The organism is Serratia sp. CY29653, assembly GCF_052169255.1.
Taxonomy (GTDB): Bacteria; Pseudomonadota; Gammaproteobacteria; order Enterobacterales; family Enterobacteriaceae; genus Serratia; species Serratia sarumanii.
Genome location: NZ_JBJNLC010000006.1, coordinates 126,629 through 140,376, shown reverse-complemented (window position 1 = coordinate 140,376; position 13,748 = coordinate 126,629). Strand labels below are relative to the sequence as shown.

Sequence of the window (13,748 nt, the reverse complement as noted above, 5' to 3'; positions counted from 1 at the left end):
CGTTTCACCGCCGCTGCGACCACCATAGCGCGCTAATCGCCAGCGCAAACACCACGCCAAACCCTACGCCGACGCCCACCACCGGCACGCCCAGCTTCACCACCAGCGAATACAGCGCCAGCATCAGCAACATGGCGGCGTTTTCACCCAGGTTTTGCACCGCGATAGCATTGCCGGCGCCGACCGAATGCTTGCCCCGCTCCTGCAGCAACGCATTGAGCGGCACCACGAAGAAGCCCCCCAGCATGCCGATGATCGCCAACAAGACATAGGCATTGAGCATGGTGGTTTGCAGCGCGAATACCGCGACCGCGACGCCGATCAGGATCCCGGCCGGCATGCAGCGTTTTACCGTCTTCAGCGTGACGAAGCGCGCGGCAGCGCCGGCCCCCACCACGATACCGACGGCCACCATGGCGTTCAGCAGCGTCGGCGTGGCGTTATCGGCGATGCCGAGCGCCACCGGCACCCACAGCACCAGCAGAAAACGCAGCGTCACGCCTGCCCCCCAGAACAGGCTGGTGCCGATCAAGGAGAAACGCGTCTGCCCATCGCGCCATAACGTGACGCAAGCGGTAAAGAAGCTGTTCGTCATGGCCCGCGGGCGCCAGGAAGCCCCCGGGCGCGCCGCCGCGAGGCGCGGAATATACAGGTTGGCGACCACCGCCCCCGCGTAAACCAAGGCGCAGACCGCCAGCGCCGCCACCACATGCCAGTCCGCCAGAATGCCACCGGCCACCGAACCGGTCAGAATGGCGGCGATAGTCGAGGCCTCCATCAGGCCGTTAGCCTTGACCAGCTTCTCGCCGCTGGTGATCTCGCCCAGAATGCCGTATTTGGCCGGCGAATACGCGGCGGCTCCCACCCCGACCAGGCTGTAGCCGAGGAACGGGTTTCCCCCAAAACAGATCACCAACGCCCCCGCCAATTTTAAGGCGTTGGCGAACATCATCACCCGCCCTTTGGCAAAGCTGTCGGCCACCTGGCCGACAAACGGCGCCAGGATGATGTAGGTGGCGACGAAGGCCATCTGCAGGATTGGCTGGCTCCAGTCCGGATACAGCTGCTGCTTGATCAACGCCAGCGTGGCGAACAGCAACGCATTGTCGCCGAACGCCGAGAGGAACTGCGCGCTGATGACGGCGATCATGCCGCGTGACAGCAAAGGGGACTCGGTCGAAGGATTCATCGGGCACTCTCCGGCTGTTCAGCCATATGACGCAGGGTGACGAAATCGGGTTTGCCGCTGCCGAGCACCGGCAGCGTTTTCAACAGGCGAATATCGCGCGGCACCGCCAGCTCCGGGCTGCCCAGCTCACGCGCCACCCGCAGCAATGCTTCACGAGTGATGGCGGGATCGGTGGTGAACAGCACCAGCGCCTCGCCTTTGCTGCTGTCACCTTTGGCCGTGGCGGCATGCATTTTTTCCGGCGACAGCCGTTGCGCCAGCAATTCGACGCTCTCCAGCGACACCATCTCGCCCGCCAGCTTGGCGAAGCGTTTCACGCGGCCGCGAATGGTGCAATAGCCTTGCTCATCCAGGCTGACGATATCGCCGGTGTCGTACCAGCCCGGCTGCAGCACGCCGTTCGCATCTTCCGCCGCCGGCGGTTCCAGCTCGCCGGGGCGCTCAACCCGCAGATAGCCTTTCATGATGTTCGGCCCCTTCAGCTGCAGGCGGCCGCCGTTATCGATGCCCGGCACCGCAATCAGGCGCGCCTCCATCTGCGGCATGATGCGGCCGACGGTGCCCACCTTGGTCGCCAACGGCACGTTAATGGACACCACCGGCGCGCACTCGGTCACGCCATAGCCTTCCAGAATGCGGATGCCGTATTTGTCCTGGTAGATCTGTTTGGTGCTGTCCGCCAGTTTCTCCGCGCCGGCCACCACGTAGCGCAGGCGGGCGAAATCATACGGATGCGCGAAGCGCGCATAGTTGTTGAGGAAGGTCGCCGTGCCGAACAACACCGTGCAGTTGCGGTCATACACCAGCTCCGGCACCACGCGATAGTGCAGCGGGCTGGGGTAGAGGAAAATGCGGCTGCCGGTGATCAGCGGCGTAAGCAGCCCCACCGTCAGGCCGAACGAGTGGAACAGCGGCAGCGACGACATGAAACGGTCGCGCGGCGTGAAGTCGGCGATGGTGCGAATTTGTTCTACGTTAGCCAGCAGGCTGGCATGCGAATGCACCACGCCCTTGGGGTGGCCTTCGGAACCGGAAGTGAACAGGATCAGCGCCGCGTCCTCCGGGCGTTGCGGCAACGCCGCGCGCTGCGGCTGCAGCAAGTGCCGCAAAATCCACAGCTTGTCCGCCAGCGTAACGGTGTCTTTCAGATCTTCCAGATACACCCAGTTGGCCTGCGTCACCTGCTCCGGCAGGTGGGTCAGCTTGCCCTTCTCCAGAAACTGGCGCGAGGTGACGATGGTCTTGATGCCGGCGGCGAGCATCGCGCTGTTCAGGCCGTTGGCGCCGGCGGTGTAGTTGAGCATCGCCGGAATGCGGTTACGCAGCGAAGCGCCGAAGATCGCCGCCGCGGTGATGGTGGCGTTCGGCAACAGCAGCCCGACGTGTTCCCCTTCGGCGGTAAAGCGCTGCAGAATGCGGCTGACGCCCAGCGATTTCTTGATCAGCGTCTGGTAACTGTCTTCTTTGAAAGCGATGTCTTCGATACAGGGCTTGCGGCGCCCGTAGCGGTGCTGCGCCGCCAGCAAGGCATGGAACAGCGTCTGCGGTTCGCGCGTATCCATTCGCGCCCGCATCATGATCTGCATCAGCCGATCGCCCGCCAGCGCCCGGCGTTCACGCGCGCGCGGCGCTTCCGGCATCGGCAGCGTGGTCGGCGGCAAGATGCGGATGCTGATTCGCGGGAACCAGCGGATCTTGAATACCCCGGCCATGCGGCCGAACGGGCTGAACTCGGGGCCGTCGATCCGCACCGGCACCACGGTGGCGCCCGATTTGGCAGCGATAAACGCCGCGCCGTCGTAGATTTTCATCAGCGCGCCGGTCACGGTGATGCGCCCTTCAGGGAACACCACGATCGGCCGCCCCTGCTCGACCATGCGCACCAGTTGCTTGATGGCCATCGGCTTGGTGGGATCGAGCGAGACGAAATCAATGTAGGGCCGCAGCCAGCGCATAAACCAGCTCTCGCCGATGCTGGCGTAAACCGCAAACACCGGTTTAATCGGCAGGAACAGCGCCAGCAACACGCCGTCGAGGAAAGAGACGTGGTTCGGCGTAATCAGCAGTTTTTGCCGCTCGAAGTGCTGAACGTCCCCTTCGACCCGTACCCGAAACAGCAGGCGAAACAGCGCGCGCAGCAGTGAAAAGATCATGCCCTTCTCCCTTGGCCATGGAGGCGTAAATCGTTGTAGGGAAAAGAATACTATATGGCAGGCAAAAAAAAACCTACGCATCCGCGTAGGTTGGTGCAATTGAAAATGGCTTCAACATACAGAGTATGCTGATTTCTCACCAATCAATACCTCTGGGATCACCTACTCTAGAGAGATGGCGTGCAGGAAACTACCGGCGAATCGCAAGAGTTCTGCTCCAAATGCAACCAGCTGTAAATTTCCCGCGATCTGCTGTAATAACTCAATGAAACTTAAACCTTCCCGCAGCGGCGAAAAAATAAATACAGCCGCGACGGCGAGCCGGTTATCCCGACGTGAAACCTTCACTCATCGCGCGCTGACCTCCACCAGGCAACTCATGGCGTTCGGCCCCTGCGTCAGCGGCGAGGTGCCGATATCCAGCGTCAGCACGTTCGGGTTGCCCGCCTGCTCGACCGGCCGGCGCTGCGCGTCGTAACCCGGCTCGAACCAGGCGCCGGTCGCCATCAGCACCACGCCGCGCGTCACGCCGTCGGTGAGGGAGACCCCCGCCAAACAGCTGCCGCGCGCATTGCTGACCAGCACTTCGGCGCCGTCCGCCACGCCGCGCTGCGCCGCGTCCTCCGGATGCATATACAGGGTTTCGTGCCCGGCGGTCTTATTGCCCTGCGCCAGCGGCGCCGGATCCATCTGGCTGTGCAGACGATCGCTCGGTTGAATGGAGATCAGATGCAGCGGCCAGGTTTTGGCCTGCGGCGCCCCCAACCACTCGATCGGCGGCCGCCACTGCGGATGCGGAGCGAAATCCTCGTAGCGATAACCGGCGATCCGCTCGCTGAACAGTTCGATCTTGCCGCTGGGCGTCTGCAGCGGGTTAGCCTGCGGATCGGCGCGGAACGCGTCAAAAAACACGAACTCCTTGGCCGGCGCGGGCAGTTCGACATAGCCTCGGCGCCAAAAATCCTCAAACTCGGGCCAGGCGACGCCGGCGCGCCGCTGCGCCGCGCCGCATTGCCGATAGATATCTTCGATCCAGGCCCGCTCGCCGCGGTTTTCGGTAAAGCGCTCGCGATAGCCTAGGCGCTCCGCCAGATCGGCGAAGATATCGAAATCGTTGCGCGCCTGATGCTGCGGCGCAATCGCCTGATGCATCGCCAGCACGTAGCGATCGCGCGAGGAGCCGCCGATGTCGTTGCGCTCCAGCGAACTGGTGACCGGCAACACGATATCCGCCATTTTGGCCGCCGCCGTCCACCAGATATCTTGTACGATCACCGTATCCGGCTTCTGCCAGCCCTCCACCAGCCGATTCAACTGCTGATGGTGATGGAACGGGTTGCCGCCGGCCCAGTGCACCAGGTGGATATCCGGATACTGCCGCGTCTCGCCGCAAAATTGATAGGTTTCGCCGGGGTGCAGCAGCATGTCGCAGATGCGCGCCACCGGGATCGCCAGCCCGGCCGGGTTTTCCCCTACCGGCATGGTCGGCGCGGGGGTGTCCACGCGCGGGTTGCCGACGCCGTTCATCGAGCCGTGGCCGAACGAGAAGCCGCCGCCCGGCAGGCCCACCTGGCCCAACATCGACGACAGCGCGATCATCATCCAATAGGGTTGCTCGCCGCGGTGCGCGCGCTGTACGGAGTAGGAACAGGTGATAAAACTGCGCACGCCGATCAGCTGCCGCGCCAGCAGAGCGATGCGCGCCGCCGGAATGCCGGTAATGGCGCTGGCCCAGGCAGGCGTTTTCGCCACGCCGTCGCTCACGCCGTTCAGGTAATCCGCCAACTGTTGATAGCCCACGCAGTGGCTGTGCAGGAAGGCTTCGTCCTGCGCGCCCAGCCGTTGAATTTCGTAAGCCAGCGCCAGCATCAGCGCCACGTCGGTATTCGGCCGGATCGGGATCCACTCCGCGTTGACGAACCCGGGGCAGTCGTCGCGCATCGGGCTGATGTTGACAACCGGCGTGCCCTTGTGCGCCAGCTTTTGCAGCCAGGGTTTGAGCGCATGCTCCGCCGCGCCGCCGGAAGAGACCTGGGCATTTTTCAGCGCCAGCCCGCCAAACGCCACAAACAGCTCGCAATGCTCCACCACGCTTGGCCAACTGGTGACGCGCCCGGTCAACGGCGAGAAAGTGCCGATCACATACGGCAGGAAAAACTGCGCCGCGCCCCAGCTGTAGTTGCCCTGCTGATCGACCCCGCCGCCGCCGCTGAAATAGAACCGTCGCACCAGCGAGCGCGCATGATGCAAGCGCCCGGCCGACGACCAGCCATAAGAGCCGGTAAACAGCCCGGAGGCGCCGTAGCGATCGCGCACCCGGCGATTCTCCTGCGCCACCAAATCGAGAGCCAGTTCCCAGTCCACTTCGACGAAATCTTCCCTGCCGCGCAGCGTGCGGTCGCTGCCCTCGCGCTTTTGCAGCCACGAGCGGCGCACCGCCGGCTTGCGGATACGTTTGTCGGAGTAAACCATCGGTACGATGGAATCGAGCAACGGCGAAGGGTCGGGATCGTCGGCGAAGGGTTCACAGCGGATAAGCCGGCCGTCTTCAACCACGGCGGTATAGGCGCCCCAATGGGCGAGCTGCGGATAGCGTTTAATGGACATGGCATTCTCGGCGCAAATCGGAATGCACAGACGTTACCTCAGCCCGTCGCCAGTGCCAACGTACAAATTGCGCTATCGTTCGGCGGCCGACGGTTATGCGCGCAGCCGCGAAAAGATTCTGCAACGGCCGCCACAAGTTGCGCACAACACCGCTTGCAGCCCCGGTTTTTTTCCGCAAAACTGGGGGATGTAAGCGATTACCCAGGATGTGTTGACTGATATGGCTACGATAAAGGATGTTGCCAGGCTGGCGGGTGTTTCCGTGGCCACGGTATCCCGCGTGATAAACAATTCCCCCAAGGCCAGCGAAGGGTCGCGCACCGCGGTGCTGGCCGCCATGGAACAGCTGCAGTATCACCCCAATGCCAACGCACGGGCGCTGGCGCAGCAGTCCACCGAAACGCTGGGCCTGATCGTCTCCGACGTTTCCGACCCCTTCTTCGGGGCGATGGTCAAAGCGGTCGAGCAGGTGGCCTACGCCACCCACAATTTTCTGCTGATTGGCAACGGTTACCACGACGCCGAAAAAGAGCGTCAGGCGATTGAACAACTGGTGCGACATCGCTGCGAGGCGCTGGTGGTGCACGCCAAAAGTCTGAGCGATCGGGAACTTGGCGGCTGGATGCAGCAGATCCCGGGCATGGTGCTGATCAACCGCACGCTGCCGGGTTTTGAAACGCGCTGCGTGGCGCTCGACGATCGCTACGGCGCCTGGCTGGCGACCCGTCATCTGATCCAGCAAGGGCATCAGCGCATCGCCATCATCTGCTCCACCCACCAGATTTCCGACGCCACCGATCGCCTGCAAGGCTATCTCGACGCGCTGCAGGAGCACGGCATTGCGGTGGATGAAAAGCTGATCGCCTACGGCGAACCGGACGAGATCGGCGGCGAACAGGCGATGACCGAATTGCTCGGCCGCGGCCGCTCTTTCTCCGCCGTTACCTGCTACAACGATCCGATGGCCGCCGGCGCGCTTTCGGTGCTGAGCGACAACAGCGTCGACGTACCGGGGCAAATTTCGCTGATCGGTTTCGACGACGTACTGATTTCGCGCTACCTGCGGCCGCGCCTGACCACCGTTCGCTACCCGATCGTGGCGATGGCGACCCAGGCGGCGGAACTGGCCCTGGCCTTGGCCAATCGTCAACCGCTGCCGGAAATCACCAACATGTTCAGCCCGACGCTGGTGCGCCGCCACTCGGTCGCCACCCTCAACAACGCGCACGAACAGCCGTAATCATGCCGCCGCATGGGTGAGCCATCACCCGTGCGTTCATATTGCGCAGCCCGCCGCATTTCCCGCTTTTGGATTTTTTCCGCTCCCAGCGTTCGTGCATATTGTTGGCACAATAACCTTTACACTATATAGCATAAACGCTATATTCGGAGCGCGTCATGTGGCAAGTGGTGACCGTCGAACGGTTCGACGACTGGTTTTTAGCGCTGAACAACGCCCAGCAAACAAGTATCCTGGCGGCGATCTACAAATTGCAGACGTTCGGCCCGCAGTTGACGCGGCCGCATGCCGATACGCTGTATTTTTCCGACGCGGTCCGGCAGTTGAAGGAGCTGCGCGTTCAACACCGCGGGCGCCCTTTCAGGGTGTTTTTCGCCTTTGACCCACAGCGGCAAGCGGTATTGCTGTGCGGTGGCGATAAAACCGGCGACAAACGCTTTTACCAGCGCATGTTGCCCATCGCCGCCATGGAGTTTTCACATTATCTGGCAACCCGGAGGTAGTGCAGATGGCCAAACCTTTATCCCAACTGATCGATAAACTCGATCCCGCCGTCGTTGCCGCCGCCAGGCAAAAAGCGGACCAGGAAATTTTCGAGCTGCGGCTGGCGATGCTGAGGGAAGAGCTGGCGGTCTCTCAGGTTGAATTGGCGAAGCGGCTCGGCATCAGCCAACCCTCCGTCGCCAATTTGGAAAAGCGCGGCAGCGAAATAAAGCTGTCATCGCTCAAACGCTATATCGAGGCCATGGGCGGCACGCTGTCGCTGGATGTGCAATTGCCCAATGGCCAACACCGCCGCATGACGCTGTGAAGCGAGCGCAAGGCGCCCGCCCGCTTATCAGATAAGCTCCAGCGCGATCAGCTCTTCGATGGTCTGGCGGCGGCGGATCAGCCGCGGTTCGCCGTTTTCGAACAGCACTTCGGGCAACAGCGGGCGACTGTTGTAGTTGGAGGACATCGATGCGCCGTAGGCGCCGGTGTCGTGGAACACCAGATAATCGCCGATCTGCACCGGCGGCAGTTCGCGGGTTTCCACGCCGCCGCCCGCCTGCTGGGTGAACACGTCGCCGGATTCGCACAGCGGCCCGGCAATTACCGTCTCGCACAGCGCTTGCCGCGAGGTGTCGCGCCCATCGGCCGGCAACAGCGAAATATGGTGATAGCTGCCGTACATTGCCGGGCGCATCAGATCGTTAAAACCGGCGTCCACCAGCACGAAGTGGCGGCTGCCCATGTCTTTTACCGCCCGCACCTCGGCCACCAAGACGCCCGCTTCCGCCATCAGGAAACGCCCCGGTTCGATCTCCAGCTGCACCGGATGCCCCAGATGCGCAGCGATGCGTTCACGCGCCCGGTTCCACAACCCGAAATAGTGTTCGGTATCGATCGCCTCTTCGCCGTACTGGTACGGGATAGACAGGCCACCGCCGGCGGAAATGGCGCTGATATCATGACCGAGATCGATCACCTGCTGCACCATCGCATCGCAGACACGCTCCAGATGCTGGTAATCGACGCCGGAACCGATGTGCATATGCACGCCGATCAGTCTCAGGCCGTAGCGGCGAATTTTCTCCACCGCCTGCGGCAGATCGGCATACCAGATACCGTGCTTGCTGTTCTCGCCGCCGGTGTTGGTTTTCTGGCTGTGGCCGTGGCCAAAACCCGGGTTAATGCGCAGCCACACCGGGTGCCCTGCGGAAACCTGGCCGAGCTGCTCCAGCATGTCGATGGAACCGGCGTTGACCGGGATCTTCAATTCGCTGACGCGCGCCAGCGTGGCATGATCCAACACGTCCGCGGTAAACACGATTTCGCTCGGTTCGCCGCCCGGCTGAAAACCGGCCTGCAGCGCCCGCTCGATCTCGCCCAGCGACACCGAATCCACCTTCACGCCCTGCTCGCGCATCAAGCGCAAAATATGAATGTTCGAACAGGCCTTCTGTGCGAAACGGATAGTGTCGAAGTGGCGCAGCTGAGCGATGCGCTGGCTGATGATGTCCGCATCATAGGCCCAAACCGGGCAGCCGAAACGCTGCGGCAAGGCCAACAGGTTAGCGGCGTTCAACGCAGTGGAGGTGTCGTGCAACGGGCGTGGCATGGCGATATTCCCAATTCAAAAATGACGGCAGATAACGCCATAGTGCCGCACGCTGAATCGGGTGGAAAATATCTATTTAGCCGTAGTCTATTCATTTATGATATGGCTTTCCCCTTAATCGAGCGCCCTCGCCATGCACAGCATCTCTTTGCGGCAGATCGAAATCTTTCGGGCGGTGATGACCACCGGCAACCTGACCGAGGCGGCGGCCCTGCTGCAGACCTCGCAACCGACCGTCAGCCGCGAGCTGGCGCGTTTTGAAAAGCTGATCCGGCTGCAGCTGTTCGACCGGGTGCGCGGTCGCTTGTCCCCCACGATGCAGGGCCTACGGTTGTTCGAAGAGGTGCAGCGCTCCTATTACGGCCTCGATCGCATCGTCAACGCCGCCGCCGGCATCCGCCAGTTTCAGCAGGCGCAGCTGTCGATCGTGTGCCTGCCGGTATTTTCCCAATCGCTGCTGCCGGCGGTGTGCCGGCCCTTTATCGAACGTTACCCGGAAGTCAGCTTCAGCGTTATCCCGCAAGAGTCGCCGCTGCTGGAAGAGTGGTTGTCGGCCCAGCGCCACGATCTCGGGCTGACGGAAACCACCCTGACGCCGGCGGGCACCGAGCGGGTGACGCTGATGACGTTGAACGAAGTGTGCGTGCTACCGACGGGCCACCCGCTACTGTTGAAAGATCGGCTGACGCCGCAGGACTTCGCCGGGCAGAACTTTATCAGCCTGTCGAGCACCGACAGCTATCGCCACCTGTTGGATACGCTGTTCGGCGAGCAGCGCGTCGAGCGCCGCATGGTGATGGAAACGCACAGCGCGGCGTCGGTATGCGCCATGGTGAGGGCCGGCGTGGGGGTGTCGATCGTCAACCCGCTGACGGCGCTCGACTATGCCGGTAACGGTGTGCACGTGCGGCCGTTCAGCATCGACGTGCCGTTCACCGTCAGCCTGATTCGGCCGCTACACCGCCCCTCGTCGGCGCTGGTGACGGCCTTTATCGACCACCTTCATCAGCAGGCCGCCACCTTTGTCACCCGGCTGGCCGCCGCCGTCAGGCGCTGAAAGCGGCGTGGGAATGTTGCCGCAGCATCAGCGCAGCGTCGCCTGCCACTGCGGATCGGTGGCGAACCACTCCACCAGAAAGTCCAGCATGGTGCGCAAGGTGGCGGGCATCTGGCGGCGCGAGGTGTAGATGCCGTAGATGCCCATCGACTGTGGCCGGTAATCCGGCAACAGTTCGACCAGTTCGCCGCTGGCCAGCAGCGGCGCCGCCGAATAATAGGGCTGCATGGAAATGCCCGCGCCCTGCACCGTGCCGGCCATCAGCACCACCGACTCGTTGGCGCTCAGGTTGCCGCTGACCGCCACCGCAGATTTCACCCCCTGCGCGTCAAAATGCCACAGGCTTTTGCCGAAATAGGAATAAGTCAGGCAGTTGTGCAACGCCAAATCCTGCGGCTGGCGCGGGGTGCCGTGCGCCGCCAGATAAGCGGGCGCGGCGCACACCACCGATGCGCAGGTGGACAACGGGCGGGCGATCAGGTTGGGATCCAGCTCGTTGGTGATGCGCAGCGCCAGATCGATGCGCTCTTCCACCAGGTTCACCGCCCGATTGTTCATCTGCAGATCGACCGCCACCTGCGGGTGGCGCTTCAGATACTGAGCGACCGCCCCCACCAGCGCCGTTTGCCCGAGCGACTGCGAACAGGTGATGCGCAGCAGGCCGCGCAACTCGTCGCTTTGCCCTTCCTCCACCAGGTCGATCTCCCCCGCCAGCGCCAGCATTTGCCGGCAGCGTTCCAGAGTGCGCTCCCCGGCGTCGGTCAGACTAAGCTTACGGGTAGTGCGGTGCAGTAAACGCGCCCCGGCCCATTGCTCCATCTGCGCCAGGTAGCGCGTCACCATCGCGCGCGACATCTCCAGCGTTTCCGCGGCGGCGATCATGCTGCCGCGATCGACGATGGTGACAAAAACCTCAGCGGCGGTAATGCGATCCATAATTAGTCCGATTTATGCAACGAATAATTGCTTATTATCCGGTTTTTCTATCGCTTTATGCAACCTAACATCATTACAACATTAACCGATACCTAAGGACCTCTGCCCATGTTTAAGAAATCACTGTTAACTCTGGCCTTCACCGGCGTCGCCACCCTCAGCACCTACGCCACCGCGGCCGATACCCTGACCATGGAAGTGTATAACCCGGGCGAGAAAAGCGTGTTCCCGGTGTCTTCCGAAATCATCAGCGGCAAACACGAAGTGGCGCTGATCGACGCTCAGTTCCAGCGTAACGACGCCGAAGCGCTGGTGAAAAAGATCAAGGCGACCGGCAAGAAACTGACCACCGTTTACATCAGCCACTCAGACCCGGATTTCTATTTCGGTCTGGACGTGATTAAAGCGGCCTTCCCGGAGGCGAAAATCATCGCTTCGCCAGGCACCATCAAGGACATCAACGCCACCAAAGACGGTAAAGTCGCCTATTGGGGCCCGATCCTGAAAGATAACGCGCCGAAAACCGTGATCGTGCCGCAGCCGCTGCAGGGCGACAGCTTCACCATCGACGGCCAGAAAGTGGAAGTGAAAGGCCTGAATGGCCCGACCCCCGATCGCACCTTCGTGTGGATCCCGGCGCTGAAGGCGGTCGTTGGCGGTGTCGCCGTCGCCGGTGACAACATCCACCCGTGGATCGCCGACAACCAGAGCGTGGAATCGCGCCAGCACTGGCAGCAGACGCTGAAAAACATCGAAGCGCTGAAGCCGCAGGTCGTGGTGCCGGGCCACTTCCTGCCGGGCGCAGCGCAAACGCTGGCATCGGTGCACTTTACCCAGAAATACCTGACCACGCTGGAAGCCGAGCTGCCGAAGGCCAAGGATTCCGCCGCGCTGATTGAGGCGATGAAAAAGCACTACCCGACGCTGAAAGACGAGTCGAGCCTGGAACTGAGCGCGAAAGTGCTGAAAGGCGAGATGAAGTGGCCGCAATAAGCGCCCGTGCGTGATTGAACCAGCCCTGGCGCCGCGGTGAGCTGCCGCGCGCCAGGCGAGGAGTAAAGATGACCGAAACCACTCTGCATTACATTTTCGATCCGCTGTGCGGCTGGTGCTACGGCGCCGCGCCACTGGTGAAAGCTGCTCAGAGCCTCCCAGGGCTGAAGGTTGTGCCGCACGCCGGCGGCATGATGACCGGTAACAACCGCCGCCAAATCACCGACGAATGGCGCAACTACGTCATTCCGCACGACAAACGCATCGCCGAGATGACGGGCCAGCCTTTTGGCGAAGCCTATTTCAACGGCCTGCTGCGCGACACCACGGCAGTGATGGATTCCGAGCCGCCGATCACCGCTATCCTGGCGGCGGAAAAGCTGGCGGGGCGCGGGCTGGACATGCTGCACCGCATTCAGCAGGCGCACTATCAAGAAGGCCGGCGCATCGCCGATACGCCGGTGCTGGAAGCATTGGCGAAAGAGCTGGGGTTGCCTTCGGCGGCGTTTATCGCCGAAATGCGTTTCAACACCGGCGCGCCAACCGCGCAGCACATCGCGGAAAGCCGGGCGCTACTGGCCAAAGTGCAAGGCCAGGGCTTCCCGACCTTTGCGCTGCAGGACAGCGAAGGCCGTCTGCATCTGCTGCCGGCCGGCAACTATCTGGGTAACGTGGAAGCCTGGAAAAACCTGCTGGGCGCCGCCGCGCTGGCGTAATCTACCTTTCCCGTCCCGGCTGCCGGGGCGGGTCATTCGACCCGCACGAACCGCCCTTCCGCGCGCACGTTGTGACCGAACCCGCAATCCCCCCGCGTGTGCATCTCCAGCGCTTGCTCGCCAAATTCCAGCGTGACGTCGCAGACCTGCGCGCTTTCCGAGTCATGCTGATGGTAGACCGCTTTGCCGTGCTCGATTGGCAGCTCGGCGGTGAAGTCACCCATGTTCGGCCCGTAATACAGCCCCATCTGCGGCATGGCGTAGCCGGAAAAATCGATCAGCCAGCGCTCGCCATGCGGCTTCACCGCCACTTCGCTCCACACGCCGCGCCCGGCGTATTGCCAATACACGCCGCCCGGCCCCTGCGGCTGCGGCCGCTGCGCCAGGCGTTGGCGCAACAGGCTCATGTTGTGCTGCGATTTGTCATCGTGCGGCGCCAGCGCCAGGTAGGCCTGTGCCTTGAGCAATTCCCCGGCGCGCATCAGCGACAGCGCCACGTTGTTGTAGGCCGTGGCGATGGCCTGCTCGCTCAGGCCGCAAAACTCGCTCCAGGCCGCCTGATCGCGAAAGATGTCGGCAGCTTTGGCGTAATCCTGCCGCTGATAGGCCTTTTTTCCCAGTTCGGCGTAGCTCGCCACCTTTTGGCAGTCGGCGGCGATGTCCGGCTCGTCAATGTGCGCCCAGGCCCGGGCGCCGGCGAAGACGCCGCAGGTCAGCAACAGGGGAAACCAAGCCTTCATCGTTTATCCTTTCTGC

At 62.5% G+C, this 13,748-nt stretch carries 12 protein-coding genes; 6 read left to right on the top strand and 6 right to left on the bottom strand.

All coding sequences use genetic code 11. The features are described 5' to 3' along the window. Positions 1-4: 4 nt before the first annotated feature. The 3 genes from lplT to ACJ8HN_RS21745 all read right to left on the bottom strand — a co-directional run bounded on the left by lplT (position 5) and on the right by ACJ8HN_RS21745 (position 5,949). Positions 5-1,189: a lysophospholipid transporter LplT gene (lplT, locus tag ACJ8HN_RS21755; RefSeq protein WP_033635770.1), complete on the bottom strand. Its 1,185-nt coding sequence runs from the start codon at positions 1,187-1,189 to the stop codon at positions 5-7. Then, positions 1,186-3,342, bottom strand: a complete 2,157-nt coding sequence (gene aas, locus ACJ8HN_RS21750; protein ID WP_039567360.1) for a bifunctional acyl-ACP--phospholipid O-acyltransferase/long-chain-fatty-acid--ACP ligase — start codon at positions 3,340-3,342, stop codon at positions 1,186-1,188. Before aas ends, lplT begins: the two co-directional genes overlap by 4 nt. Before the next feature lie 348 nt (positions 3,343-3,690). Continuing rightward, positions 3,691-5,949: a molybdopterin guanine dinucleotide-containing S/N-oxide reductase gene (locus tag ACJ8HN_RS21745; protein ID WP_442523935.1), complete on the bottom strand. Its 2,259-nt coding sequence runs from the start codon at positions 5,947-5,949 to the stop codon at positions 3,691-3,693. Between the two features lie 220 nt (positions 5,950-6,169). On the opposite strand from ACJ8HN_RS21745, the gene galR reads away from it, so the two are divergent. The 3 genes from galR to ACJ8HN_RS21730 all read left to right on the top strand — a co-directional run bounded on the left by galR (position 6,170) and on the right by ACJ8HN_RS21730 (position 8,000). Then, positions 6,170-7,189 (top strand): HTH-type transcriptional regulator GalR, encoded by a 1,020-nt coding sequence (gene galR / locus ACJ8HN_RS21740; protein ID WP_033649496.1) that lies wholly within the window; start codon positions 6,170-6,172, stop codon positions 7,187-7,189. A gap of 158 nt (positions 7,190-7,347) precedes the next feature. Then, positions 7,348-7,692 (top strand): type II toxin-antitoxin system RelE/ParE family toxin, encoded by a 345-nt coding sequence (locus tag ACJ8HN_RS21735; protein ID WP_041036518.1) that lies wholly within the window; start codon positions 7,348-7,350, stop codon positions 7,690-7,692. A 5-nt stretch (positions 7,693-7,697) separates the two neighbouring features. Next, on the top strand, positions 7,698-8,000 hold the full coding sequence (locus ACJ8HN_RS21730; protein WP_004931828.1) for a helix-turn-helix domain-containing protein: 303 nt from the start codon (positions 7,698-7,700) through the stop codon (positions 7,998-8,000). 27 nt (positions 8,001-8,027) lie between these two features. Here the strand turns inward: ACJ8HN_RS21730 and lysA are convergent, their stop codons facing one another. After that, the gene (gene lysA, locus ACJ8HN_RS21725; RefSeq protein ID WP_049232248.1) at positions 8,028-9,290 is read right to left on the bottom strand and encodes a diaminopimelate decarboxylase; all 1,263 of its coding nucleotides are present in this window, start codon (positions 9,288-9,290) and stop codon (positions 8,028-8,030) included. Positions 9,291-9,423: 133 nt separating this feature from the next. Here lysA and ACJ8HN_RS21720 point away from each other — a divergent pair, with 133 nt between their 5' ends. Next, positions 9,424-10,347 carry a LysR family transcriptional regulator gene (locus ACJ8HN_RS21720; protein ID WP_442523934.1) on the top strand — a complete coding sequence of 308 codons (924 nt, stop codon included), beginning with the start codon at positions 9,424-9,426 and terminating at the stop codon, positions 10,345-10,347. A gap of 27 nt (positions 10,348-10,374) precedes the next feature. Here the strand turns inward: ACJ8HN_RS21720 and ACJ8HN_RS21715 are convergent, their stop codons facing one another. Beyond that, positions 10,375-11,283, bottom strand: coding sequence for a LysR family transcriptional regulator (locus ACJ8HN_RS21715; protein ID WP_015378928.1), 909 nt, complete (start codon positions 11,281-11,283; stop codon positions 10,375-10,377). 108 nt (positions 11,284-11,391) lie between these two features. On the opposite strand from ACJ8HN_RS21715, the gene ACJ8HN_RS21710 reads away from it, so the two are divergent. Together ACJ8HN_RS21710 and ACJ8HN_RS21705 are read left to right on the top strand one after the other, a co-directional pair. Then, positions 11,392-12,276 carry an MBL fold metallo-hydrolase gene (locus ACJ8HN_RS21710; protein ID WP_033635778.1) on the top strand — a complete coding sequence of 295 codons (885 nt, stop codon included), beginning with the start codon at positions 11,392-11,394 and terminating at the stop codon, positions 12,274-12,276. A gap of 68 nt (positions 12,277-12,344) precedes the next feature. Next, positions 12,345-12,992 (top strand): DsbA family protein, encoded by a 648-nt coding sequence (locus ACJ8HN_RS21705; protein WP_033649493.1) that lies wholly within the window; start codon positions 12,345-12,347, stop codon positions 12,990-12,992. A gap of 32 nt (positions 12,993-13,024) precedes the next feature. Here ACJ8HN_RS21705 and ACJ8HN_RS21700 read toward each other — a convergent pair whose 3' ends face one another. Then, positions 13,025-13,732 (bottom strand): tetratricopeptide repeat protein, encoded by a 708-nt coding sequence (locus tag ACJ8HN_RS21700; RefSeq protein ID WP_101427301.1) that lies wholly within the window; start codon positions 13,730-13,732, stop codon positions 13,025-13,027. Positions 13,733-13,748: the final 16 nt, after the last annotated feature.

Bases quoted from the DNA above. Each gene is read 5' to 3' on its own strand.
- lplT (WP_033635770.1), bottom strand. From the start codon at position 1,189: ATGAATCCTTCGACCGAGTCCCCTTTGCTGTCACGCGGCATGATCGCC.
- ACJ8HN_RS21700 (WP_101427301.1), bottom strand. From the start codon at position 13,732: ATGAAGGCTTGGTTTCCCCTGTTGCTGACCTGCGGCGTCTTCGCCGGC.
- ACJ8HN_RS21745 (WP_442523935.1), bottom strand. From the start codon at position 5,949: ATGTCCATTAAACGCTATCCGCAGCTCGCCCATTGGGGCGCCTATACC.
- ACJ8HN_RS21705 (WP_033649493.1), top strand. From the start codon at position 12,345: ATGACCGAAACCACTCTGCATTACATTTTCGATCCGCTGTGCGGCTGG.
- aas (WP_039567360.1), bottom strand. From the start codon at position 3,342: ATGATCTTTTCACTGCTGCGCGCGCTGTTTCGCCTGCTGTTTCGGGTA.
- lysA (WP_049232248.1), bottom strand. From the start codon at position 9,290: ATGCCACGCCCGTTGCACGACACCTCCACTGCGTTGAACGCCGCTAAC.
- ACJ8HN_RS21720 (WP_442523934.1), top strand. From the start codon at position 9,424: ATGCACAGCATCTCTTTGCGGCAGATCGAAATCTTTCGGGCGGTGATG.
- ACJ8HN_RS21715 (WP_015378928.1), bottom strand. From the start codon at position 11,283: ATGGATCGCATTACCGCCGCTGAGGTTTTTGTCACCATCGTCGATCGC.
- ACJ8HN_RS21730 (WP_004931828.1), top strand. From the start codon at position 7,698: ATGGCCAAACCTTTATCCCAACTGATCGATAAACTCGATCCCGCCGTC.
- ACJ8HN_RS21735 (WP_041036518.1), top strand. From the start codon at position 7,348: ATGTGGCAAGTGGTGACCGTCGAACGGTTCGACGACTGGTTTTTAGCG.
- ACJ8HN_RS21710 (WP_033635778.1), top strand. From the start codon at position 11,392: ATGTTTAAGAAATCACTGTTAACTCTGGCCTTCACCGGCGTCGCCACC.
- galR (WP_033649496.1), top strand. From the start codon at position 6,170: ATGGCTACGATAAAGGATGTTGCCAGGCTGGCGGGTGTTTCCGTGGCC.